This is a genomic window from Vibrio sp. KUL78, assembly GCF_059725505.1.
This window is the reverse complement of the sequence record NZ_AP045839.1, coordinates 181,486-206,072: the sequence shown is the minus strand read 5'-3', so window position 1 is coordinate 206,072 and position 24,587 is coordinate 181,486. Positions and strand designations below refer to the sequence as shown.

Annotated in this window: 27 protein-coding genes and 1 pseudogene; 6 read left to right on the top strand and 22 right to left on the bottom strand. The window is 45.8% G+C overall.

Annotation, left to right across the window (positions count from 1 at the left end):
- Positions 1-107 precede the first annotated feature (107 nt).
- The 4 genes from AC6I8Y_RS26710 (at position 108) to AC6I8Y_RS26695 (ending at position 1,623) form a co-directional block, all read left to right on the top strand.
- A complete protein-coding gene (locus AC6I8Y_RS26710) occupies positions 108-269 on the top strand; it encodes a hypothetical protein (protein WP_498023231.1) in 162 nt (53 codons plus the stop codon).
- Positions 270-682: 413 nt separating this feature from the next.
- Positions 683-805 (top strand): hypothetical protein, encoded by a 123-nt coding sequence (locus AC6I8Y_RS26705; protein ID WP_498023230.1) that lies wholly within the window; start codon positions 683-685, stop codon positions 803-805.
- 33 nt (positions 806-838) lie between these two features.
- Positions 839-1,279, top strand: coding sequence for a hypothetical protein (locus AC6I8Y_RS26700; protein ID WP_498023229.1), 441 nt, complete (start codon positions 839-841; stop codon positions 1,277-1,279).
- Between the two features lie 149 nt (positions 1,280-1,428).
- Positions 1,429-1,623, top strand: a complete 195-nt coding sequence (locus AC6I8Y_RS26695; protein WP_498023228.1) for a hypothetical protein — start codon at positions 1,429-1,431, stop codon at positions 1,621-1,623.
- Positions 1,624-1,883: 260 nt separating this feature from the next.
- On the opposite strand, the pseudogene AC6I8Y_RS26690 reads toward AC6I8Y_RS26695, so the two are convergent.
- The 3 genes and pseudogenes from AC6I8Y_RS26690 to AC6I8Y_RS26680 form a co-directional block, all read right to left on the bottom strand.
- A pseudogene (locus tag AC6I8Y_RS26690) lies at positions 1,884-2,092 on the bottom strand (HipA domain-containing protein); the annotation flags it as partial.
- Between the two features lie 118 nt (positions 2,093-2,210).
- The gene (locus tag AC6I8Y_RS26685; protein WP_498023227.1) at positions 2,211-5,501 is read right to left on the bottom strand and encodes an Ig-like domain-containing protein; all 3,291 of its coding nucleotides are present in this window, start codon (positions 5,499-5,501) and stop codon (positions 2,211-2,213) included.
- A gap of 1,055 nt (positions 5,502-6,556) precedes the next feature.
- Positions 6,557-7,081, bottom strand: a complete 525-nt coding sequence (locus tag AC6I8Y_RS26680; RefSeq protein WP_498023226.1) for a hypothetical protein — start codon at positions 7,079-7,081, stop codon at positions 6,557-6,559.
- A gap of 369 nt (positions 7,082-7,450) precedes the next feature.
- On the opposite strand from AC6I8Y_RS26680, the gene AC6I8Y_RS26675 reads away from it, so the two are divergent.
- Positions 7,451-8,779, top strand: a complete 1,329-nt coding sequence (locus tag AC6I8Y_RS26675) for a hypothetical protein (protein ID WP_498023225.1) — start codon at positions 7,451-7,453, stop codon at positions 8,777-8,779.
- 495 nt (positions 8,780-9,274) lie between these two features.
- Here the strand turns inward: AC6I8Y_RS26675 and AC6I8Y_RS26670 are convergent, their stop codons facing one another.
- Complete coding sequence (locus tag AC6I8Y_RS26670; RefSeq protein WP_446570366.1) at positions 9,275-10,030, bottom strand: DsbA family protein; 756 nt, start codon at positions 10,028-10,030, stop codon at positions 9,275-9,277.
- A gap of 158 nt (positions 10,031-10,188) precedes the next feature.
- On the opposite strand from AC6I8Y_RS26670, the gene AC6I8Y_RS26665 reads away from it, so the two are divergent.
- Entirely contained in the window at positions 10,189-10,740 is a 552-nt protein-coding gene (locus AC6I8Y_RS26665) for a hypothetical protein (RefSeq protein WP_498023224.1), read from the top strand.
- A gap of 47 nt (positions 10,741-10,787) precedes the next feature.
- Here the strand turns inward: AC6I8Y_RS26665 and AC6I8Y_RS26660 are convergent, their stop codons facing one another.
- The 18 genes from AC6I8Y_RS26660 to AC6I8Y_RS26575 form a co-directional block, all read right to left on the bottom strand.
- The gene (locus AC6I8Y_RS26660) at positions 10,788-11,945 is read right to left on the bottom strand and encodes a DUF7146 domain-containing protein (RefSeq protein ID WP_498023223.1); all 1,158 of its coding nucleotides are present in this window, start codon (positions 11,943-11,945) and stop codon (positions 10,788-10,790) included.
- A 65-nt stretch (positions 11,946-12,010) separates the two neighbouring features.
- Positions 12,011-13,654: a vWA domain-containing protein gene (locus AC6I8Y_RS26655; protein WP_498023222.1), complete on the bottom strand. Its 1,644-nt coding sequence runs from the start codon at positions 13,652-13,654 to the stop codon at positions 12,011-12,013.
- A 51-nt stretch (positions 13,655-13,705) separates the two neighbouring features.
- Positions 13,706-14,788: a DUF3150 domain-containing protein gene (locus AC6I8Y_RS26650; protein WP_498023221.1), complete on the bottom strand. Its 1,083-nt coding sequence runs from the start codon at positions 14,786-14,788 to the stop codon at positions 13,706-13,708.
- Between the two features lie 78 nt (positions 14,789-14,866).
- Positions 14,867-16,264, bottom strand: coding sequence for an AAA family ATPase (locus tag AC6I8Y_RS26645; RefSeq protein ID WP_498023220.1), 1,398 nt, complete (start codon positions 16,262-16,264; stop codon positions 14,867-14,869).
- Between the two features lie 168 nt (positions 16,265-16,432).
- Positions 16,433-17,317 carry a single-stranded DNA-binding protein gene (locus AC6I8Y_RS26640; RefSeq protein ID WP_498023219.1) on the bottom strand — a complete coding sequence of 295 codons (885 nt, stop codon included), beginning with the start codon at positions 17,315-17,317 and terminating at the stop codon, positions 16,433-16,435.
- A 300-nt stretch (positions 17,318-17,617) separates the two neighbouring features.
- On the bottom strand, positions 17,618-18,142 hold the full coding sequence (gene radC, locus AC6I8Y_RS26635; RefSeq protein WP_498023218.1) for a RadC family protein: 525 nt from the start codon (positions 18,140-18,142) through the stop codon (positions 17,618-17,620).
- Positions 18,143-18,214: 72 nt separating this feature from the next.
- Complete coding sequence (locus tag AC6I8Y_RS26630; RefSeq protein WP_353500373.1) at positions 18,215-18,496, bottom strand: hypothetical protein; 282 nt, start codon at positions 18,494-18,496, stop codon at positions 18,215-18,217.
- Between the two features lie 9 nt (positions 18,497-18,505).
- Positions 18,506-18,922, bottom strand: a complete 417-nt coding sequence (locus AC6I8Y_RS26625) for a hypothetical protein (RefSeq protein ID WP_498023217.1) — start codon at positions 18,920-18,922, stop codon at positions 18,506-18,508.
- 9 nt (positions 18,923-18,931) lie between these two features.
- Entirely contained in the window at positions 18,932-19,513 is a 582-nt protein-coding gene (locus AC6I8Y_RS26620; protein ID WP_498023216.1) for a hypothetical protein, read from the bottom strand.
- Between the two features lie 33 nt (positions 19,514-19,546).
- The gene (locus AC6I8Y_RS26615) at positions 19,547-19,849 is read right to left on the bottom strand and encodes a hypothetical protein (protein WP_498023215.1); all 303 of its coding nucleotides are present in this window, start codon (positions 19,847-19,849) and stop codon (positions 19,547-19,549) included.
- A gap of 91 nt (positions 19,850-19,940) precedes the next feature.
- The gene (locus AC6I8Y_RS26610) at positions 19,941-20,186 is read right to left on the bottom strand and encodes a hypothetical protein (protein WP_498023214.1); all 246 of its coding nucleotides are present in this window, start codon (positions 20,184-20,186) and stop codon (positions 19,941-19,943) included.
- The gene (locus AC6I8Y_RS26605; RefSeq protein WP_498023213.1) at positions 20,179-20,730 is read right to left on the bottom strand and encodes a hypothetical protein; all 552 of its coding nucleotides are present in this window, start codon (positions 20,728-20,730) and stop codon (positions 20,179-20,181) included. The genes AC6I8Y_RS26610 and AC6I8Y_RS26605 overlap by 8 nt, the downstream gene beginning before the upstream one ends.
- A gap of 71 nt (positions 20,731-20,801) precedes the next feature.
- Positions 20,802-21,350, bottom strand: a complete 549-nt coding sequence (locus tag AC6I8Y_RS26600; protein WP_498023212.1) for a hypothetical protein — start codon at positions 21,348-21,350, stop codon at positions 20,802-20,804.
- Positions 21,340-21,948 carry a hypothetical protein gene (locus tag AC6I8Y_RS26595; RefSeq protein WP_353500366.1) on the bottom strand — a complete coding sequence of 203 codons (609 nt, stop codon included), beginning with the start codon at positions 21,946-21,948 and terminating at the stop codon, positions 21,340-21,342. Before AC6I8Y_RS26595 ends, AC6I8Y_RS26600 begins: the two co-directional genes overlap by 11 nt.
- 11 nt (positions 21,949-21,959) lie before the next feature.
- Positions 21,960-22,208, bottom strand: coding sequence for a hypothetical protein (locus AC6I8Y_RS26590; RefSeq protein WP_498023211.1), 249 nt, complete (start codon positions 22,206-22,208; stop codon positions 21,960-21,962).
- Between the two features lie 10 nt (positions 22,209-22,218).
- Positions 22,219-22,557 carry a hypothetical protein gene (locus AC6I8Y_RS26585; protein ID WP_498023210.1) on the bottom strand — a complete coding sequence of 113 codons (339 nt, stop codon included), beginning with the start codon at positions 22,555-22,557 and terminating at the stop codon, positions 22,219-22,221.
- Position 22,558: 1 nt separating this feature from the next.
- On the bottom strand, positions 22,559-22,831 hold the full coding sequence (locus AC6I8Y_RS26580) for a hypothetical protein (RefSeq protein ID WP_498023208.1): 273 nt from the start codon (positions 22,829-22,831) through the stop codon (positions 22,559-22,561).
- Positions 22,832-23,082: 251 nt separating this feature from the next.
- Positions 23,083-24,567 (bottom strand): hypothetical protein, encoded by a 1,485-nt coding sequence (locus tag AC6I8Y_RS26575; protein ID WP_498023207.1) that lies wholly within the window; start codon positions 24,565-24,567, stop codon positions 23,083-23,085.
- Positions 24,568-24,587: the final 20 nt, after the last annotated feature.

The following is a 24,587-nucleotide window of genomic DNA, read 5'->3' as shown; positions in this document are numbered from 1 at the left end:
AAAAGCAAGCACGTATGCTTAAAGCGTCTTTGGTTCTGATACAAAATGCGCCCACATCCTCTTCCATACGTGAAACCATTAGAAAATTGGCCATAAAACATAAAAATATGGGGTTGCATATTTCTGCGAGTGAGCTCGATATGTGGATCGATAACCTTGCAGCGACCGTAGCGGTTTACGACCCATTATATGATGAAAATATCGAGCTAGCGTGGCGTGATGTGCTTGCGTCAGGTATTAAAATAATGAAGGAAAACGCGTGTCATTAGCAAAGGTCTTTTTTAGGGAGTGCGGTCCTTTGCCAAAATAGGCACCATTACCACGAAGGTGTCCCATTATGGGTTACGCTTCGAAGTTCGAACAAATATGTTCAGGTGACTTTGATATACAGAAACTAATGAGTGGCAAAAAGCAAGACCAGACTCCCTTGGCGTGGTTAAAGACTACTGAGTACATGTTTTCGCTCACCGTGATGAGACATTTGAAGATCATCTACGTTTCTGTGAAAAAGTTCTAGCTCTTAACCCTCATATAATTGCTGATAACGGCGCTGACCTAAACGAACTCATATTTAATCACCCTGAGTTTAAAAGGGCTGTAAGGTAAGCTATTAGGTGCTTCAGAAGATACTACAACGGGCGCTAACCGCCTGCGTGAAGATTTCAAATCTGACCGATGGCCTATGATCATCAACGATACTATGTCTAAGCACATCCTTGAGAACCGTTTCGGCATTGGCTCATCAGTTGTAGATGGCATTATGCGAGCAACTAACGTTATGCTATCACGAGAGGAAGCACACTAAGCGAGCTCCGGTACCGCTCGACGTCTGCGTGGTTTGGTAGGTCACGTAACAGTTGTTGAAGGCAACTCTCTAAACAAGCTAAAGCGCGATAAAGCGATTAGTGTCAACGCTGGCCACTTCTTGCGTGAAATTAACTTGCCTGAACTTAAAGCAATGAGCGAGTACACCGACAAGATCCGTCCTCATGTGATCACTTACAAAATTGGAGGCGTAGACAAAGAGCTGTTTTTACTTTCCGATGTGAACCTAGCTAATCTATCTGCTGGTGATGGTAATCCAATTGAGATTATGGATTTAGGTTTAGTGCTTCAGACTCTAAGCCTGGAGCAAATCGCGCTCGACGTTAAGTCACTGAAGAAAACGCGCCTCAACCAGTACCTTGCGATATTGAAAAAAATGAGCCTGAACTTGCTTGTGAGCATTGGATCAATCACTAAGGCACGGAAAGGGTTCCGATTAAAGTTATGCTCGTAAGTTAAGCATTAACGTATATCTTCTTGGAGGTTTTGCAACATATACCATCTACCAAATATCTTTCGAAAAATATGACGAGCTTTACTGTTTGGGGAAAGAAGCATATGTTAAGTTATTGTTGGTATAACGAAATAACAAGGCAAGGAAGAATGAAAACCGAAGTATTACTTTTTCTAGAACGCAACCCTATACGTTCCTTTGAAACGGATGAAATTTATTTATCGAGAATTACAGAGATAGCAGTTCAAGAAAGTTTGGACATGAAAAGCTTCTTTCTTGTTCTAGGGGAAAAATACCCTCAAAGCTGGAAACAAATCGCTAAACTAGAAAGTGAACTGTCTTAAAAATTAGAGCCCAAGAAAATTCGAAAGGGCTGACTAGTAATGTCAGACCTTTTTTGATACTGAGCTTGTTTGGTGCAGGTGGATGACGTATGCAGCCCTAAGGACATAACGAGTACTTTACAAATTGACTACCTTTGTTCACGTTAACTTTTGACTGACGAAAGTTTATTTGAAAAGGGTTTTGGTGTGTTTATAACCTAACAAGCTTCTGTCCAAAAAAATGATTTATAAATTGCTAACGATCGCCCTTGCATTTGCCTTTAATGAAGTTCGCTCATTTCTGGCACACTGTCGGCTTGCGCCAGCAAGTATTTATATTCTGCTTGGATGAGTGATACACATAGTTCTATGCGTTCACGCTCTCCGTTGCCGATTCCTTGAGCTTCGGTAAGTCCAATCGTTTCCTTCTCAGGGCATTCTTTATGGTACCAACAGTTTTTACCATTATGGATGCCATTTTGGTGCCTGACCTGAATAGCTGTTGATAGGGCATTGGAAAGGTGCTGGAAGAAAATATCGGTTGGAGGCGACCTTTGAGGAGTCAGTAGCCTATCTAACTGGAAAGTTAGATAGGCTTAGTCATGGGTTTAAGGTTGATCTGCTACACAGGACGTGGGTGCAGCATTTAGGTCATTTTCATTTAACTGGCTGCCCCACTGAATGTGAATTGTTTTTTCTGATAGATCAGAAACGTGATAGCCTTTTCCTCTTGGGTAGGGCCAACGATAATTGGTTCCTAATGGACCTTTTTTCGACACAAGATCAGACAGCTCTTGACTAGTAGGGAGACGCCAGCGTGACGAGTCCAGGAACTTAACTGCCCCAAGAAATGCACAGTAATCAGCGGCATTAGTCTTGCTCAAACCAATATAGTAGTTTGGGGGCCTGACGCCCTCTAATGGGCTGTTTACTGCTAGTGCCTGAGTTGACCAGTTATAAGTATATCCGAGTGCCACAACGGCTCTTTCTGAAGGTGTTGCCGTGAATAATTTCGTATTGTCCGTGGAACTGGTAACTTTGAGACAAGTACCATCAGTATCATTCGCGGTACTGTTTATTGGGCCACAGGAAGTCACGCTAGTTGGAATGCTGAGAGTCACGATTTCAGACAGATTATTTATAGCCACAGTTATCGTGACCGACCCTGCTTTAAGCGCGGTCACCGTTCCATTGCTACTAACGGTCGCGATGGTTTCATCACTACTTGCATAAGTGACGGCGTCACTTATGTCCTGGCCATTTTGATCAAGCGCGACAAGTCGCGTGGTTGCACCAACACTAAGAGTTGCGTTAGAGTTTTGGATGGAAAGTGAGGTAATCGGGTGAATGACAACCGTGTCTAGCTGTTGGTCTTGAAATCCAGCATAACGTGCTACAATAGTCAAATTCCCTAAAGCCGTCGCTGTGATGACACCTTTCCTGTTGATGGTCGCAATATTTGGAGAGGTGACTGACCAGTCTACAAAATAAGTTATGTCTTTGGTGGAGCCGTCAGAATATATGCCAGTCGCTCTCATTGGCTTTTCTACATTTAATGTAGGCGGTGTGTTGTTTAATAACTCAATCCTAAAGCTCTCTAGCGAGGCTGCTACTACCTCAATTTGACTCTCAGCGACAAGGCTTGGTACTAATGTAGAGGTGACACTCAGCTGGGTCAATCCCGTTTGCGAAGGAGTAAATGTCGCAGTGTTAGTGTCAACGTTCCCTATTGTGGGATCGCTGTTTTGCCAAGCTAAATTGGTGAGGGAGTTATCCTGACTACCATCACTATATGTTTTAGTGACGGTCAAGTTTACTGGCTTAATGAGCCTAGTTTGTGTGTTGTTTGGTGTTAATTCGAGAGCCTGCAAAGTGGCGGAAGAGACGGTCACGCTCGTATCTGTCGCTTGGATACCGGCGATGCTTCCGGTGATTGAAATGGTCACCGGTCCCCCAACTTGTTCTGCAGTGAGAAGCCCGCTATTGGCCTCTATACTTGCAATCGTTGGATCACTGCTAACGTAGCTGAAGGTAGACGCTGAGCGAACAAGACTCGTAGCGCCTTGTGAGTCGGTTAACTCCAAAAAATAGTTGGCTTGAGCACCCAAGGGAAGATTGGACGGTCCATCAGTGACTATTCTGGCTGAGATTGCTTCGAAAATGTTCGCGTTGACTACAGATAGGGGGACGGTATCTTGTAAACCGTCAAATGCCGCCGTTATAGTGACGAGTCCGGGAGATTTGGCGGTAACGAGTCCTCTTGCGTCCACGTCTGCAATTGTGTTGTCCGAAGAACTCCAAGCAATGGCGGGAGCATCCGTTATATCAAATTCTGTGAGATCCGATATAAAGGCTTTAGCGGTAAACTGCTGACTTCGTCCAGTGCTGAGTGGGGGAGAAGATGAAGGCGATACTACCACGTTTTTCACCACAGCAGGTGTTACTTCAATTTCAGTAGAGGAAGAAAAAGCCTGGCCTTGGTAACTGCCCGAAACCTGGATTTGTGCGCTCCCGACGTCGTGGGCAGTCACCAAACCGTCTGCGACAGAGGCAATAGACGCGTTATCAGTGTTCCATGTTAATGAGGAAGAAGACGTAAAGTCTAGGGAGTGCTGACTTTCAAAGAACACGGTAGCGTTCAATTGTTTGGAAAGTCCTTTCGGTAAACTAACCTTCTGAGGCGAAACCACAAAACGATCCAGTGGGGAAGAAGTTAGTAGTATAGAGGCTGTTGCCGTCTTCCCTTGATAAGTCGCAGTGACGCCGAGTGGGGTGGTAATGATTCTGTCCCGGATTTGCAACAGGCCTTCGTCTATCGAGGCGTAGGTTGAATAGTCAAGACTCCAAGTAGTAGAAGCTGATACGTCGTATGAGTTCCCTAGTTCGTCTAACGCAATGGCAGAAAGCTGGTGCCTGGATAAAATGGGGAAAGAAGCCGAACTAGGAGTAATTGAGAATGAGGAAACTTGAATGTTGTTGTCCACGGTAGCCGAAACAGATTCACTGAAGGTTTGACCCGAAACCTGAAAACTGGCGGTAACGGAGACGTTTCCTGTTTGAGTGCCAGCGGTGAGTAATCCCGTCGAGCTGTCAATACTGGCGACTTGAGGAGCATCAACGGACCAAGTGACCGCGTTGGTAACGTCATTTGTGGTCTGGTCAGAATAAGTTGCGGTGGCAGTGTATTGTTGGGTCATCCCTTGTCTTAATTGAGCCCCAGACGGCGTCACACTCAACCCTTTGACTGTTGCCGTTGTAATGGTAAGCGACTTGCTACCTCTAAATGAAACCCCATTCGCTTGGCCTCTCAATTCGACTAAGACCTCTCCTGGAGAGATCGTAGTCAAAAGGCCTGTTGTCGACTCAATAGAGGCTTTTTCGCTAGAATTAACGCTCCAATTGATATTGGGCTGTTTTGTAACTTCTAAAGTACTTCCATCGTCGAATTGAGCGATGGCGGTATATTGTTGCCTCGCACCAACCCCTAGGGTGACGTGAGGCGCTTGGATAGTTAAGGTGTCGACAAGCGCCTCGGAGACTCTGAGAGAAGAGCTCGAAGAGTAGGTGACGCCAGCTCTGGTCAACGTAGCGGTGAGTTCCGTTTCACCCGAGCTTTGAGCTTGCACCTGGCCCTCAGATAAGTGAGCAACCGATGGGTCAGAGGACGTAAGGGACACTTCATCAGTCACATCTTGACTAACTCCGGTCATCGTTGAGACCAGTCGAGCGGATGGACTTGTCGCAAAACCAACGGGGAGTGTTTCTCTGTTCTCAAGGACTAATTCGTACTCTTCCTTTTGAGATGGGGGGTGATTGGATTGTTCTGAGTCTGACGAATCACAACCATTAATCAGTAACACCAAAAATAACAGTGCTAGTATGTTTATCTTCCGTTTCATGTACATACCCTTCTGGAGCGGATTTGCTCCAATCAATATAGCGAGAGAAAGTGACGTTGCGTGCCTCTAATCCAGTGAACCTCGAATAACAAAAGAAGTTTTTATAAGACACGCGACATTGACTAACTGAGTGTTAAGGCGTCACATAATAAAAGCGGGTTTTCGAGTGGGTGAATTGATGGTTGGATCCGCAGTGTGCCAGCGAAACCATGCTAATGGGGAAGGGAAATGACGATGGAGTAAGGTAGAAATTACATAATCCATTCTTAGTATCCCTTATGTTTAGGCACATCCTAATATCTAAAATTATAATTATTAAATATAATTTATCCACTTCATTATTATTGATTAGAGTTTTAGCTTAGTATTTTATAATCCGCCTATTTCTTTTGTTTCAGTGGCTTGACATTTAAATTTTAGTGGTTTTTTTAATTGAATTTTATATTTTTCAACGGAGATCACATTTAAATTAGCTTTGATTTATTAAGAAAAGACTGTAATGTTAGGTTTATTTCTGCTTAAGTACATAATTCGAGTCAAATGAGCTAATTAATCAATAACCCCTTACCATTTGACCCACATACGATTTGCTTTCTTCCAGCCTTGCAGTTAAACGATGTAGTTTTTATTTAGCACCTTCTTTGTGGTTTCGAGAGGTAAAAGCTCAACGGGATCTTGTCTTGAAGTACAAGGTATACACTTGGGTTGGCGCTAAAATACACCGATAAGATAGACATTACCTTTGTAGAAACTAGCTAGACTGAATTCGTCAGGATAGTAAGCACTAACATTCAATATTTTAACCATCTTAGGTCTGACTCCCCATTTGTTGAGAGTATGTAAAAATCATTCAATCCATGAAAATCAGCCCCCGCTTTTCAGCAGCACTTGCACTTGGACTCCACACACACTTTTACTACTCCCAACAACGCCTTGCTCGTTTAGTTGAACGGTATTGTAGTTAAATCGGATACGGATAGACTTCAGAGTTTTATTCTGTATATAAAAACAGTATAAAACTATCTTCTATTGCTGTTGGTTACAAGTAGAAATGCTTAGCGGATGAGCTTTGTGATCACCAGGCTAAGCAAAGCGACTGAAAAGACAGGTAAACTGAACATAACGCCTACAATCAGAAATGTAGAGAGCTCTTTAAACACATCATCTATGAAAGGGATGATCTGTTCTGTGCCCGGTACAAACAGAAAAAGACACAATGTAATGGCTAATGAAATAGCTAAGCCCGGAATAGAAAGTTTTACATCTGCCCAGCTTGGGGTCATGTAGAGAGCGACACTGCCTAGCGCCAGTAATCCTATTTTTGGTTCAACTAACGCATTGCTCCACCAGCTGATTAACGCTTGGATCATCAAAAAAGGGTCACGTTTTTGAATTAGCGATGATGAGAGAGTGCTGTAGATATCAATCTGGCTCACCCCGACAAAAATGGCAATCCCCATTATTAGCGGTGCAATACCTACCAAAACAGAGCCCAATGCGCCGAGCACTGTGAGAGGCCTTGCAAATTCGACGTAGCCCATGCGGCCATCGTTGGGTGTCGGCATTTGAAACAGTTTCATGTTGACTACCTCAAACCCATTGAGCTTGCACGCGGCGTAGTGAGCTAATTCGTGTACCGGTGCGCCAATAAGACCTGTTACGAATAGAAGTGGTTTCCTCAGGGGTGACAACAGCAGTACATATCGGATTCCAAGGAGCGCTAGTATTAGAAGGATAAATTCAGTCATAGTTAGCCAAAGGTTTGGTTGTGTTAATGCTCAGTTTGGATGAATATTTGCGACTAGTTTCGGTTTAAGCAACCTAACTGAGGTCGTTTAAAAAACGCAGTATTTGATGATAGTTGTGATCACGTGAGTACTAATTAGGGGCACCTATTTCCGCAGTTTACTATGTTTCTAATACGGTAAGTAATCATAGAGAGATATATCATGTACAAAGCCAGTAAGACTCATAAGGCTGACGCAAGGTCATTGAAGTCGAAGGCGGCGAAACGCGGTGCGCAGAGCAAAGCTGCAGTTCTCGTAGATAATCGCTCTATGCCATCTACTTTTTCGGCAAGCACGGCCCCTATTCAAGCTAAGACTGCCATAAAACATTCAAGTAAAGAAATAACTTGGGAGGGGGCGAAGGGAATTGTTGGCGTAAAAGTAGATGCCGACCTAGATCCTAAAGACAAGGTAACAGGCTCTGCAGTCGCTGATAGTCAGTCGTATACCGGTATCGACTCACTTGTCTCCAAGTACAATGCTGGCTGGGCAAGAGGGCATTTACTCAATCACGACCTCGGTGGGAAGGGCATCCCGCAGAATCTTTATCCGATTACCTCCGGTGCCAATCGTCGACATGCAAACTACGTGGAATACCGTGTTAAAGATGCGCTTGCCGCAGCCAATGCTTCGGGCGTCGGCGATAAGGTTCATTATTCAGTTGAAGTAAAAGGTACACCATCCGATTCTCAGTTCGTATGCGATTGGCAGTATCAGTCAAAAGATGGTGTTCCAAAAGTAGCGTATGGTGGTGTTGATTCTGAAGGACACGTCGTTGTTTCTAGCAAGCTCAAAGGGCGGCCTAGCAAAGATAAGAAACAACCCAATTCCGATCCCTATTCGAATTCTATAGCGGCGCCGGTGACAACACATGTGATTTGGCCGCATGGGGACTATAAAGGTCATGATGCGCCCCAATCAAACAGAATCACGTGGGAAGACTCAGCATTTTTACCTGGATCCCTTTTGACTAAAGAAGCCAACCCCAACTATTCCTTCGTGTCAGGTCAAATGACAGCTGAGCAAAGCGCTGAAGTAGAGAGAAAGAGACTTGAGCGAAAACGCAAAACATATAAAGCCGCTAGTCAAAGGACGGTCAGTCGAGCATTTGTATTTGAAGTCGCTAGGAGTGTCTATCGTGAGTTGAAAGAGCGGGATTCGCTGCCTTCTGGCGGTAAACCAGAGACTCAAGTTAAGGAGCTATTACGAAGGAAGTTTAAGCCAGTGATGTCTGCCTTAATGAGTGATATTTCAGTATTTATCGATAACTGTGATTTTTCACAAAACAACGAAGATCAGGAGTTGGGCTCCCTTGCTAATAGCTCGATGGTGATGGCTTTATCTACACAGATCAAAAGTCTGGGCTTCTATACCACCAGGTGTAATGAGATGAAACAAAAGCTGCCTATCATCGTAGAGAAGTATTTGTTCCGCAGTGATGAGAGCGAGGGGTTGCCGAAGAAAAGAACGCGGAGCGAAAGACAGTACTAGAAGTTAAAAAGGGTAAGAGTCGTTAACTCTTACCCTAGTGATTACACGAGCTTCATTCCTATGATCTCGTGTCACCATCGCCCGATGATTGATGCGTAATCAGCGCACCCTTAAAGGCACTCTGTTCGTTCGAAAACCTTTAAGAGGTACGCTGACCCGCTGGACGATGAAGAATTAGCGCTATATGGCGAAGGGCAGTCAAGGACAGATTGCAGTTGATGGGAGCAACACCCAACTATTGGAGTAGGCATAAACCAGACTAACAACAGATTTGGAGAAATACGCGTCTATAGAAAATATAGAACGATGGCGGCGCTATGTCTAAAAAAGAAAGCCACGCAGATGCGTGGCTCTTAAGTGTTCTGATCGTTTGCTGCTGAGATTAAACATCAAGCTAACTACAAACACCGGGCAATGGTAACTAAGGGTTACTCTAGAGTAATGGACTGGTCACCTCCTTGTGACAAGCAGTAAGGACTGATCGTCGAGTACATCTCACTCGAAACTCGCCTTACTAATTCGTAAAGATTCATCGTTTAAGTACTTACGCACTTCCGGTCTAAGAGTAGTAAGCGCTGTCACTCCTGGATACTTCGTGCGCTCAACAAAAATGGTAGGAGTCCCTGTCAGTCCGAGATCCATAAATAGTTGCACGTTGGTCGCTAACTGATCCTCTATCTCGATCGAATTAGCCACGTCCGCAACCGTATCACTATTAATATTAAGAAGTTTAGCTAATTCATATGCAATTTCCACCGAAGGCTGCGGGTGTGACATTAGTTGCGAATGATAAGCAGGGTATTGATTTGGAGAGATTTTATGCACGGCCAGAGCGATTTTTGCGAGATGACTTGACGTCTCACCTAATACAGCGACTGGCTTATAGATAATTTGTACATTCTGATCTTCCGTAGCAAGTGTTTTCATCGCAGGAGCGACGCGTTTACAAGCACCACATCGATAATCGAAGAACTCTACCACCTTAACGACACCATTTGGGTTATGAACTGGGGTAGAAGGGTCAAAGAACACGGCTCGCTCAAGTTGTGCCAAGCGAGCTTTGTCTTCTTGATCTTTCATACGGGCTACCAGTGACTGCGTTTGCTTGAAACCACTTAGTAGCAGCTCGGGATTATCACGAAATGCATTCTTCAGTAGATTATTGAACTCCTGCTGTGTGATTTCGTGTGCTATTGCGCTTGCTGCACTTAATGCGCAGATAAATGTAAGTGTGACTTTTTTCAATAACATGCCATTGCCCTCGTTTGATGTTTCATCAACTATGGCAGTCAGCCGATCATCAAAAACTGGAATAAGCAGCCAAAATGATGAGTTTAATCGAACGGACTTTATCAGGTTGTCTCTGTGTTAAACCTAAACCTACGGAAACGACAGCGAAGGATGTTCGTATGAGCTTAATGACGGTAAACCAGTATGCAGGGCTCGGTGCATCAAATACTCCTGATGATGTGCTTTGTTTAATGAATGATATCGGGTGCCAGCTATCGCTTAAGAACGTGATATTGCGGAGCAATGCCAAAAGAGGCGCAGCGTCGGCTTTTGAGGCCGGTTGCAATAGCGCATACCCTGAGCGTAAGCAGATTTTTCTCCCTTTTGAAGGCTTCAATTCTCGCTCTGTTAATGAGCCTTGCGTTCACATTGGTGACATGAAACTTGCTTCAAACATTGCTTCTCGCTACAGCAGACGTTGGCGATATCTAAAAGTGATTGAACGAAAGATTGTAGCGGCGACGACTTTTCAAATTTTAGGGCAAGACACTCGGTCTGTGGTTCGGTTCTTGATATGTTGGACTGGTGATGGGAGCTTGGATGGGCGGAAGACCAGTGGCGGTACCACTGGCCAAGCACTAAGAATTGCGACGACCTACAATGTGCCTATTTACAATCTATATCGTGATGAGCATCGCCAAATTGTCGAACAGTTTCTGAAGAAATCGTAGGCAAAAAAAAGACAGCGCTGGAAACCCAGCCGCTGCCTGATATGTGATTATCTAACTATTGTCAGACCGTTCTCGCTTAAGTAGCTCGGAAAGTGTTCAACACCGTGTTGATACTCATCGAGCCAGTCTTGCGACTTCTTGCTCTCTTGAATATCTCCTGGTGGTGTACACCGCGTGACCAGGATATTTGGTCGCGTTTTTTTTATCCTTGCTTCTAATGCTTTTGCTGCTCGCGCCCCTTCTCGGCGACCAAGCAGTTTGTGGGGTCTGTCTTTATCTTCGAAAATGACTAAATCAGTCACGATCTCGGGTATCCACATTCGCTCCATTATGTTGGAACTGATACCTGACCATATACCGAACGATTCAGCTTCTTGAATCGCCAGTCCAGTTTCAGGTCCTTCACAGACGCCTAGAACAATGCGTGGATTGCCATAGCTATCTTTGCAAAGTGTGGGTTCACCGAGTCTGATGCTTGAGCCATTTACCTCCTTAATGGGGCTACACATCATTTTGGCCTTGTCGACTTGTTGGGACTTATCTGACCCATCGGGCTCGAGAAAAATTCGGTGCATAGTGACCGTCTCATTCTTTTCATTCACCACGTAGAACACAAGACCAGGTAGACTGACTAAGCTGCCATCACTAGCGTAAGTCTTGAGCGTTGGGTTAAAACCGACGCTGTCAGGCAGAGGCATTTTCAGACCTCGGTTTTCAGCGTATGATTTTGCTATGCTCGAACGAGCAGCAAAGTCACTCCTACTTTCCACTTGAGAAAGTATCCAGCGTCGCTTTTCAAGCTCCTTACTGTCTATTTGTGTCACCTTGGGCTCTTTTTTAACACCAAATTGCTTAATGTCTCTCTGCGTATCGGTGGTTTCACCCAATATGTCTAGAATGTGGTAACAGGCTTTGCCTTTTGAGCAATTCTCAAGCCATGCCACCATGTCGATGCCATCACCCATACGTCCGTATTGGTTATGGTATCCACCCCCGACAGATTCCCAATCTTTATACAATCTGAAAACGGTATCGCCTTCTTTGGTGATCGGACATGGTCCAGCAACGCTAGTTCCCTTTCGACACTTTTGACAGGCGTCATCGAGGGCTGGGTATGCTGAAAACACAGCTGACCAACCGCCGTGGCGAGCTACAGTTTGCTGAATGAAATCAACAAACTCTACGAAGGAATCGAACTTATCCATAGTAACCTCTCATTCGTTTAGAATGGTAAGCTCCCACGGGAGAGCTTTACCCGTGGGAGAGAGACTTAGGACACGGCAATCGTATCCAATAACTTCTCTCTTACAATGGTTGCCATCAGTTCCGGCAACTCTTCGATATCGTTGAGTACAACAAAATTCTCAACACCACCATCCTCGCCGCATTTCAGTTGGATGGATGCTACTTCTATCGATTGCGCCTTACACTGTGCTTCAATGACTCGGACATGACTCGCGTCGCAAGCGGCATCGGTTATCACCAAAATTTGCTTCTTAGGGATAACTTCAGCAAGGGAATCAAACAGGTCTGCCGCTCTTTCAAGCGCCATTTCCGTACTTGTTCCTCCTCGAGACGCAATATCAAAATGCATGTCGTCGACACTCTTATCAAAGCCTGATTCAACTTCAAACCTATTGTCGAAATAGCACGTAGCATTCGGGATATTCAATATATCCAATGCTTTCGCGATGGCAGCCGCGCTGACATTCGCTATATGCATGTCATCGCTACCCATAGAACCACTTCGATCTACCAGCAAGACAAACGCACTCTTGCTAGATTCAACCTCATTCTCTTGGTAGAAAATGTGATTGTTTCCAGCAGCGACGCCTGCAAGTAGGTTTTGGTCGAAATGTATCCCGCTGTCATCATAGCTACGTGGCTGTATTTCTTTTGACCACATGGCACCTTCTATCTCTGCTGCAATGCGCCGAGAGAAGGTGTCTGATTCACGATCAATAAGTAGATGCCAAGCATAGTCTGAGTAACCTTTGCGCTCGCTCTTCGTACTACCGTCATTCGCGTAGGCTTTGAGTGTGTCTAAAGAGACATCATCTTTGGCCTGTTCGTTAATGGCGTCGTCGAGTATGTCGTGCATATCGACATAGGATTCTCCTGCGCTGTCGTATTCATCACGTGAGAAACCTTTTCCAGCAGACGTTTGGGAGGAACTTTCTGAATCATCAGAACCTTCAGAATCACCGTCACCACCAGCGTTTTCACCTGCTTCAGGCTGATCTTCAGAGTCTGGAGGTGTTTGATCATCAGGTTCAACCAATCCTTCCATAATCGTCATGACCGCAATCGCTTCTTGGATGCACTCCTCAGTAGATTCAAGTGTGCCCCACGAGACCATGCGGTCTTCCATATCCTGTAGTACGGTTGGGCTTAGGCCATCGTCAACAAGCAGTTGTTTAGCCCTGTCACCCTGACTGGTTAGGTGTGATTGACCTGCAATCGCATTCCCACGTCCTGAATAGAGAAGGAAAGCAAACAGCCAAGAAGCTCTATTGCCCTCTTCACTCACCGGTTTCCAGTAGCCTTCTTGGAATAGAAGTCGAGTCATTTTTTCAAACGTCTCGAAGGTACCAGGATATTCACTGATGACTTGTGACTCGATGTAGCAGTCTTCAATGATACTCCAGACCGAGCGAAAAGTAGGTGTCGCCGTCACTAGGAACTTTTGTATCTCCTCACTAAAAGAGCTGTGGCGCTGGTGGCCACCGATTTCATGCGTCACTTTTGACTCAACTAAGCTAAGCCAAATGTGATCATCTGGTGAACCAGCGTTGATAAACAAGTTGATTCCATCGGTCGCGCAGGGACCGTTGCGGAATATGATTTTGCAGTCTGGATGAGCGTGGTGCATGTTCATCAGGGTGCGGATCGTTTGCATCGTACTGTAGTTCATAGAACCTCCATACGTTAAAAAGGAGGTGACGATTGCCACCTCAGTTTTGGATTACCATTCAGCGTCGCCGAAGGTGCAAAACGCGCCTTCTGGCTCGGGTGTAGGGGGAGTTGCATCAGCAACAGGCTGAGGCTTTTTCTCCGCACTTGCTGGTGCAGGAGTATCTGGTGCGGAAAAACCAAATCCAAATCCAGTTGCCATTGCGCCAGGTGAAGGTTCATCTGGTACTTCGGGCTCTGGTTCGGGCTCGGGCGTAATGAGTAACGAAGACTCAAGCTTCTCAAGCTTGCTTGCGTTGTAGGCAAGCGCGAGAAACTTGGTGACCTCAGCGTCTCGGTAGACTTTTTCGCCACCAAGATCGGAAATGGTCTCATCGATGTCATCTACGATGCGTTCGAGCAGCGGATTTCCATCAGAGAAGTTGTAGGCATAGTCTCGTACATCGGTTAAAAAGCGGCGTACACCGTTTTTTCGGATGAGGCTCTTACCATTGTTCTCTTCGAAGATTGATTTACTACGCTCCATGATCTCGGCCAAAATCGCATCTTTAATGACGATTTCAGTGTCCTCACGGTGCTCATCCATAAACGCTTTGAACGCGATAGGTGGAAGTACTTCATACTTAAAGCGACTTACAAAGTCGTCTTTTTGTATTGCCACCTTTTCGATTTCAGAAGCCATGGTTGGGTGGGCTGCTTTGTGTCCATCCATGAGCGAATCGTAGTTTTGTTCGAGCGCGTTAACTGCAGCGTCATATTCAGCTTTGTGCTTGTCTAAAATAGACAACAACTGAGTAAGCTCGCCAATGGGAACAGCGGAAAGGCGGCCATAGCGCACAGCTATTTGATCGATTTCACGCTGGCTGCGCCTTGCGATTATTTTCGAGAATTTTAGCTCCTCCTTAGGAAACCACTGAATGGCACCTTTACGAGTAATGTCTGCATCAACCTCTTGGTTGTTGACTAACGTTTTACTCTCTTGAAGGACTCGCTCTCCAGACAGACCTGAAACAACGACATTGACGAGCACTAGCCCGTCGCTCAATCGTTTCGCTTCAGATGCTGAGAGATTACCAGCTCCATTGCTGATGGCGTCCGCAATCTCTTGGGTTTTTGTATCATTTGGATCTTTCATAACAACCTCCGAGGATGTTTGAGTAAGATCGCTCCCCATAAGGGAAACGATCTCCCTTGTGGGTAAATGAATAAGTGGTTAAGCGCCAGAGTTTAGGATCTGGTCGTTGGTAAAGACCTTATTCTCTGTATACGAGTAACCCGCTTGCTGCTTGCTCTTTAAGCGTTTAGAAGCCTCTTTTTGCGCTTCTTGATTACTACCTAGCACTTTGGTGTAGAGACGCAGTTTTGCTGCTTTGGCTGCGCCAGCAACGGTGTAGAGCGTGCAGTCTTCCACGACCCAACCCCAGACCTTGTCTGAAGACGAATCGGTGAAGCGATACATCTCAAATACAAACGACGATACATCAACTTCATCGCTGCCTTGTTGGCTAGAGCCGTTAGCGGACGGAGCGCCAGAACGCTGCTTCGTCTTCAAGTCGTCATACCATCCGAATGGTTCATCTAGAAAATGACCATCGGCTGAGTTGAAGACCTGGTTCAAGACGATCTCTATATCGGCTTTTTCTTTGGTGGTAACACCATTGAGAAAACACAAATCTAGAGTCAAACGTGGTGGTTGCTTGCCGTAACAGCAGATGTAGTACACCCACTTCATCAATGCGCGTGTTGAAAACGCAACTGATATTGAGGATTTCTGCTGTCCTTTCCTATCTGAACCCAACATGGCATCTCTCATTGCATTAGCAAATTTGAGTAATAGCTTGACGCTGTGTCGGTGTCCCTGCTTTAGGTGAGGAAAAGCTAAGTATATGGCTTTCTCTTCATCAGCAGGTTTTAGGTAATCAAAAGGCACCAAGTACGCTCGATTTCGAAACGGCGTAGACCAGCGCTGTGTCGCTGGATACAATCCAGAAATATCACCACAGCCTGCGGTATTGCCGAGCGTGACGAAGCGATAGTTCTTATGAGGAGTAATCGTCTCCCCCGTATCTTCAATTAGCCAAGACTTGCCCATTTCACTGGGTAAGTGGAGCTTAGCGATGAAGTCTTTCGAGCCTGTATCTGCTTCATCCAGAAGTACAACGCCACCATATTTCATGCAGTGTGCTACTGGACCAAGGACATAGATGGTTTCACCATCTTTGAGTACCCATCGTCCCTGCATGGCTTCTGGTCTTAAAGATGGATTGACGCTGACAATCGCCAAAGGCCAGTTCATCTTGTCGCAAAACCAAGTCCAAAATTCAGTCTTACCAGACCCGGTGGGTCCGTATCCGTGAAAAAAGGCAGGTCTCATTGGGCTACAAAACCACATTAGAGCATTTTTCAATATCTCTAGATCTGGGATGTAGGTTGGTGAACCAGTAGGCACACCGGCGCATCGGTGTTTTGGTCGTTCAATGACGATGGAATTGTTGGGGCTGATGATACCTTTAAAGATGTCACGTGCGTAAACGCGTTCCATTTCGTCATAATCGATTGTGTTTTCAGCAGGCGCAGTTGTGCCAGCCGCTTGATCGACTTGCATAGTCATAGGGTTTGCCTCTTATTAGTTAGGAGTTGAGCGTTGCTCAGTGTTTAGGAAGATGCTTTGCCTTGCGGCTAAGCTTTCTTGCATGTCGGGTTATCTTTCGGCCTTTTTGACCGCGAGAAATACGCAAAAGACGCTGAACGCGTCTTTTGGCTTCGGAGGATTTATTGGTCATTGTTCAAACTGTCCTTGGTTGTATTGACTTGGACGGTTAGCGGGCTGTTGCGAACGCAACTGACCTGCTGGAGAACGGTTATTTGCGCCACTTTGTTGTGGAACATTTTGTGAGCCAGTTGGATTTTGCGGAACTGGTGTGTGACCGTGCTGATGACCTTGACCTTGACCTTGACCTTGACCTTGACCTTGACCTTGCTTCATTGCTTCCATTTCGGTCTTCTTCACATGATGAAGAACGCGAGAAAACTTGAAGTCGTATGACATTGCCTGGTTTTGGTTTTTGTCTTCGAATGGGCGAGTTTTGAGTTCACAATCAACGATGAGTGCGTCGCCTTTTTGAGGCAGCGTTTTCATTTGTGAACCGTTGATAGTGATCCTTGCCCAGACAGGGTCTGCATCTTGCCAGTTACCACTTTCATCCTTGAAAGAACGATTGAGCGCGATAGTGACAGTGCTCCAAGCACCGTTATTACCGTTTTTTTGCTCAACATTTCCGACGTTCCCGCCGAGTGTGAACTTGTTAGAGCTGATGCGATACCACGGAGCGTCAGAGGTATTACTCACCATTTCGGATGGGATGTAGGTATCAATGGAATACACAAATAGGCTGTTTTGCTTAAATGTAGAACTATTGTTACCTTGGACGTCATAACTCTCATATCTTACGTTGGCGATGATAAAATCACCTTGCTTGAGAGTATCGTGTGTACTTTCGGTGTCTGGCACGTAAAGCATCATTTGACACGATATGACTTTTTCATCGCCTCCACTCCAGTAGTAGTTGTCGTTGCGTATCTCGACGAACTTACCACCTTGTTGTGGATGGATGTTTGTGATCAAACCAGAAATCTGGCCGCTGTTTACTTTGATTGAACGCATAGGATTTACCTTTTTTGCATTTAGCCCATGTCACGATGTGATTAAGGACTGAGTTATTCCCGAAAGGGAGAGGAGTGCACCATCGTTACCGAAGGCGACCGTGTTGGCAGCACGGTAACTGTTTGAGTGATTTGTAGACGCAATAGCGCCAGTTCCAAATTACTCAAGAGGTGTTGTGAGAATAGAGTTTGAGAAATGCTTGATGCTCGATTAAGCAGCCAAAAAGGTGTACTGAACCGATGCAGAGACAATACGGCATGCAAAAAAAAGCACTCCCTTAGGAGTGCTTGGATAATGGGGTTAAAGAAAACCACGCTCTGCAAAAGAGCAGGTATTACTGCCCGCGACCACTATGTGGTCGGTAAGCTTTATATCTACGGTTTCTAACGCATCTGCTATTTTTCGAGTGACGCGACGATCTGCGTTGCTCGGTTCACAGCTATGTTGTGAGGGGTGATTATGCGCCAGTACACAGGAAGCTGTGTTTAGCTCCAGTGCCCTTTTCACTATCTCTCTCGGATAGACAGATGCAGCATCTATCGTGCCTTTAAACATAACTTCTGATTTGATAAGCCTAAGTGCGCTATCAAAAAATAACACCAACATGTGTTCCCGCTCTTTGCAAGAAAGATGGGTGCAGATGTATGTTTTCATAAGCTCAGGGCTGGTGAGCGGCCCGCTTTGACGGACTTGCCCTTCCAGCAGTTCTTTTGCGAGCTCTAGCTTGATTTCATCAGGGATTGCCTTGCGGTAATCGTCCAAACAAGCCTCGCGCAAATCATAGGCACCGCAAAGCGGCGCCTGGGTTCTGACGTATAAATTCATAGGAACTCCTAAGACGAATAACGTCTCGCTGGTTAAGCGAAGACGCCAATCGTCATTGGCTGATGTTTGAGGTTATTTGAAGATCTTGATGTCGGGATTTGACAGTTCTTCAAATACGGGTTTTGGGAGGTAGGCATAACGCATGCCTCGGGGTAATGACTCACTGTCGTATGTGGTGCTACGCCATAGGCTGACGATATACGCGGGCTTGCCATCGGTTCCGGTTTCGATAAATGACGCCAAGAGTCCGTTGTTACGCAGCGAAAGGTGAGCTGCGGTCATGGCAGACATCTCGATATCATCTTCATCACCGCGCAGCTTGGCTGCAGCTTTAATGATTTTGACCATTTCCATGGGCAACTCCTATTCACTGGTAATGTCCGCTTTGTTCACATACGCCTGCCCGTAAGCAGTTAGGAACTTATCCCCACGGCCTAACACTGCAGGAATGGATGCATTCAGCGAGTTCATGGTTTTGACATCAAGCGTCGCACTGCGCCATGGGTATTTTCTTCCACGGCGTTGCTTCGTTGTGACCTCCGCAGTTCGATATAACATGATCCTGCGCTTGCCAACGGTTAACCAGATGCGGTCAATTACCACATCAGTTGCACCACGATGTCCTATCCGTATTTTGCGGGGCTTTTTGAGTAGTGCTTTCGCGGTCATTTTCGCGGCCATATACGTAATAGTGATAAAGGACAAGGTCGCCCAAATCCCGTGTGCTTGATAAACGCCGACGATGGCGGTACCGACAATCAGCACGGAAAAAGTATTCATAAATAGTCCTTAGGCATTAGCGCCTAGCCAGTTCACGTAGAGATGCTTGAAGTACCCATAGCCGATACCGACAAGGTAATCGTCTAAAAAGTCAGTGGGATGCTTCTCTTCTCCGCTGATCGCGCTGTGATGTTGCCCATCGATTTCATACACCAACTCTTCAATGTCGAATTGGTCGTAATAGTCGCTCATAGCGCTGTTGTATTGACTGAGTAAATCACCATCGTCCAATGCATCTAAGAGCGGCACGCCCAAGTCTGGGTTGAAGTGCAACATAGACAGGTCGAAAAACAGTCGATTGTTGTTTACTTCTGCGATAACGGCGTAAGTCGGTAACGTTGGCGTATCGAAGTAGTAAATGGAGCTTTTCACTCCGGCGCGAGAGAGGAACTCTTGAATCGCCGAGGTAAAGAGCAGTGGTTCTTCCTTTGCGAATTGCTCAAAATCGGTTGGCAGTGTTCTCACTGCGTAGCCGTTATCGATTGCGCTTAGGAATTCTGCTACAAACGCTAGGTTCTCAGACTTTCTGGGAGCAGCGAATGAGTAGGGATTTCTAATAAAATCCTCTACATTGCATAGAATGGGTTCCATCGTTGACCTCCTAGGTCTTGGATTTTTGGGTGGTTACCAAAGGTCGAAGTGGTCGAACAGTGACACTTCGGTGTCGCTGTTGATCTCTTTCAAGAGCGCGCCAATTTCCTTTTTCTGGAAGATATTGACTTCGGCGTATTGCACCAGGCACCACGCTTCATCACGTTCGTGCTGGCAGTCAGCGCTCAATGAGCGATAGAGAAGCTCGAAGGTGCCAACTTTGCCGTCGTTGCGCTTTTGTGGGTTACAGCGATAAAGTGCTAGAAAGTTTCTCTCCTTGCCTTGGGCAAGTAGCGATCCTTCGAAGCAATCGGTGTAGTCAATGACGTCTTTCATATCAGATCCTTAGCCCACCCAAAGGTGAGCTTTGGGTAGTTAACGATCTGGCGTCAGAGGTGGGATCTGTCACCAGTCCAGCAGATGCTGGTTATGGTTTGGGGTTGAGGTGAAGGTTAAGCTTTTCCTTAGAAGGAAGAGGCTGTGAATCAATTGTGATAGGCCGTTTGACATATCGCTCCAAGATCATTTCGAGATTGACTCTCGCGTGACAAACACCTGTATATTGAGCAGCGTATTGCACTGCGTATTCAGGTAGTTGTGTTTGCCATTGCTGCAGTTTAGTCTCGAGCTCTTTTAGCTCATCCACCAGCGCGAACAGGTCTTGTTCAATCATAGAAAACCCCCTGATGTGGACAGCTGGTCGATGGCAGGCATGCATCGTAAGAACGACGACTGCGTGCAATCTTTAGTGGATGTTTCGGCGTATACTCATGACGAGTCAACCGACCAGAGCTTTCATGACAATTGACTGATGCAGTGATACCATCGATAACGATATCGGCCGCGTACGTGTCAAACCCATGAACTTCTTTACCCTCAAGTAAGGCTTCAATTGCGGTTTTACTCCAATGTAATTGGCAGACATACACGACGCCTTTTTCATCCATCAGGTAATAGCCACAATCTGGGCTCATCAAGATCCCAATGGTAGTGAGCTCATCATCGGAGAGTGTCGCAAGATGACCACTCTTGAGGTTCGTAAGCGAAAGCCAATGAAACACATTGACGATACCTTGATCGGTGGTGAAGTTTCCGTAGCCATCGTAATAGGTGGCATGGGCGTGGTTGCCGGTACTTTTGAGCAGAAAGACATCGCACGTATCTTGAGCGCGAATAGATTCATTAGTATCGGTTGTTAGAAATGAAAAAAATCCCATGTTGTACTCCCTTTAGAGTGAAAGGGTCACCCCGCAGGGGAGTGAGCCCTGGTGGGTGTTAAGGGTGGTGGTTAGAGGGTTGCGATTTCTCGAAACCATCTCACGACAAGCGCCGTGTAGAACCATTTGGAAAAGTAGCACTCGTCTGTAATGACAGAACCATCAAGCGCACTGTAGCGTTGTTCTCCTTCAGTAAATGCCAATACCTCAGTGGCAAACAGCTCTTCTTCACTCACCATCATTTGATGAAACCAACACGGAGGTGTGGTTTTGATGATGCATGGAAGAGGGTGGTTTTGTTTGTGAATCCCTTCCCGGTCGATGACGGTAAAGGTTTCACCAGATTTAGGCGTTGCGGTTTTCAGGCTAATGACAAATGCGCTATTCACCATGTGGAGGCTGCATTTGTAGCGTAAGCAGTTGAAAAGGTGTGTAACGCCGATGGCCAGCTGAGTTTCTGAGCCAGAAAAGCCATGCAATACGTCACCCTCAGTTAAGACGACGTTCTGAATAAGCTCTTTAAGAAAAACTCGAGAGTCTTCCTCATGCTCCAGCAAAGGCTGTATGTGCACAAACCCAAAAGGGTTGCGGACAAAGCTCTCAAAAGTATCAATGTCCATTGAGTACCTCCAAGATTTTCCCGTGCTCTGCAGGGACATCGCCCAACAGTACATCGACTGCGCTGTTTACCCAGAGAGTGAAGATGCCGGTGCAAAACCACGACTCATAATAGGTTTTTGAGATCTTCGAACCATCCAGTGCTGAGTAACGAAAGTCGTCATCAACAAAGTACAGTTCCGGTCTATTGAGCTCATTGAGTAGGGATTCGTGAAGCGCATGGAAGTTTTTCTCCAGTAATGCACTTTCTTGAACCTTTCTCCATCCGTCTTTGGCATGGATTGCGGGATAGGAGTTTGCTGAGCAAATTTGCTGACTATCGAACCAGTATTGCAGTACAGCGCCATCAAGCTCTGCGTCAATCAATACGCCATATCCAAGGCATTCATGGTAAAACACCTCCACCTGTTGACGTGTGACCGTGAAACAGCGATAAATTGCTAGCGCCATCCAGGCAAAGTCATCAGGGTAGGGAAACGCATAGAAGCCTTCGTTTTGTTCAATAATGGCGAGGTTACTCTCCAAATATTGCTTAAAGTCCGCTGCGTTTTGAATATGGTTAAAAGACTCTGGATTTCTTATGAAGGTATCGAGCAACATAATGATCCCTCCTATGCATCCAAATAGCTCGTATCGTTATAGAAACAAGCACGATGGGTTGCGAATGCGCCGTAAAGTATAAATACGAATGCTCTGACAACATCAAATGGGTGGCTAAATGTTTCTCCAAAGAGAAGACCTTCTACACAAGCCGACAACAGGTCGGTGAATAGGAACCACTTTAAAACGTTCAGAGCGATTTCTTTTGTAGTTGCCAACGGGTCGAAGGCAACAGCAGTTAAGTAATGAATTGCAAACATGTCAGCCTCCTTATGAGTATTTCATGATGCGTTTCATCATTAGTTGGAATGTGTCTGTTTCGATGAGGTACATCGATACGAGTTCACCGTCAGAAAGACCATGCTCGAACGCAATGTCTCGTGTTACCGCTAAGGTATCGCGTGGCAGTACTTCAGCAGTATTTAGCACGTTGACTAACGTTGAACGTTGCGTGATTTTGTCAGAGAGGATCATTTCCCCTTCAACACCTCTTGCAAACACAGTGTTTTCACCGTCGACTATCTGGATTCGACCGTTAATGGATTGTCCAATATGCGATCCGTAATAGGATTGCTCAACAGGTGACATTTCTTTGGTTTCTAATTGCATGTTAGCCTCCGAAAGACCAGTTAATGAGCCCTTTTTCTACACATTTGAGTGCGAATTGGCGCTTTTGCACTTGGTCTTTTGCTGTGAAAGATTCAAGAAAATCCTTGCTACCACGTTGCTCAAGAACGGTGACGATTTTGTCCAATTCTTGATTGATCTTTGGCTCGATGACGGTTGTCACGCAGTGTGAACAGGTGCCATAGCCATCGTCATGCGTGGTTTCTTGAATGCCATTGAATAAGCTGCCGCAGCAGCTGCAAGTTAAAGGGATCATAGGGACCTCTGTTTTTTACTAAACGTAAGTGGTTATTGCCTGAAACAGGCGGCGGCGCTCTAGTGATAGAACGGTCGTTTTGGCAGCACGACAACTGGGTAGAACTGTTGTAGCCACAAATGTGGCGATCCAACTGTTCTGGTGGATGAGGTGAGTGTAGTGAGGCGAAGGGGAGAGAAACTGCATTTAAGCAGCCAAAATGGCATCCAAAAAAAAGCTCTGGCGAACCAGAGCGTAATTAGTCATAGATATTAAGAAGCCTGTGCTAGCGCTCCGAGGCTATACAAATGAGATGAATACTGATTGACGCGTTGAAGAATCGAAGTAGCGAGATGACAGTTTGCTTGTGTCGGTTTCTCGTTTCGATGCCCCATATGCTGTTCAATCCGGTATTCCTTGATGTAACCACCAGCGTTAAGAGCCCTACTACTTATGATGGTTTTTTGTTCGGAGCATGAGAGCGAATACAACAGCTCGCAATAGACGGGTGTTATGTGGAGCGTTGTGACCTCTTCGCTAGTGACACATTTAAATATCATGTCAGCTGAGTGCTGAAGTCGGTGAAAATAGCCGCCCACACAATGCCTCTGCTCGTTTCCAAGTGCGATGAGATCGTACTCGGTGCACATCTCCTCGCACTTCCCTTCAGTAAGCGAACTGAGTTCGATTTCTGATGAGAGCGATACGATGCTATGGTTTTGTTTAGTCTCCTTCATTGATTCCATGAAGCTCTTTGCGTGTTGTGACAGCTCTTTGAGCGGCAGTCTTTCCCAGTGAGCCAATTGTTTGGGTACAATTTCTCCTTGAGTTGGCCTACCTTGCCCAGCAATCATGCCGATCAATATTGGACAGTGATTCTCAAGCCAGGTCAGGTTTCTTACAAACATTCCCAATGTATTTCCAGAATTAACTTCGTGGCTACTAATTTCAGGATGTCGATAAGACAGTTCTCTATAACGAGTCCACATCTCAGCTGTCGAACCTGAGAAGTTAGACGCGCAAAGACGGACAAGCTGCCAATCATCGAAGTTTGGTATCGATAACGCTATTGGCAGGTTCATCGGAAAGTGCATTCTCATGTAAATTAGACGCTCTGCAATTTTTGCACGGTCGTATTCACTATGGTCTCGGCCAATTCGCTCAACGATGTTTCTCGGTCGTACCAGCTTTAGCTGGAAGAAGCACCGCGTTCTGCTTTTGTCGGCCATAGGGTCGCAAGCGCCATGTCTTACACTCCAAGAACCACGTGGGCGAAGGCGTATGACTGTCGGCTCGACTTTTATCCCTAGTTTATGCAGTTCCTGTTTGGACATGACACTGAGAAGACGGCACTTTTTCTCATAACCAAACAAACCAACACAGCGCTTTACGCGCTCTTTAAGCCTAAGCTCCTCTTCTATGGATAGACAGTCTATGAGCCTGTCAATCTCGCCATCGCCTATCGGCAGCCCCAAGTCTTTGGATTTGCTGAGTAAGCGGATAAAGCTATGGCTTGGCGTGCAGTAAGTCTGTACTTTAAGCTGTGGTCGATACAGAAACGATTCAAACGCTTTTGTATATACCAGCTCGCCAGTATAGGTCACACCCACAGCGATTGAATTGATATCGAAACCATTCACTAACTCGCACATATAGCGTGTGTTGACCGTCATGGTATTGATTAGCCCCTCACGTTTGACTCCATTGATGATGTAGCCGGTTTTGTAGATGCTTTCGACGCCATAGCCATTTATCATGCGTTGATAGCTGAATACTT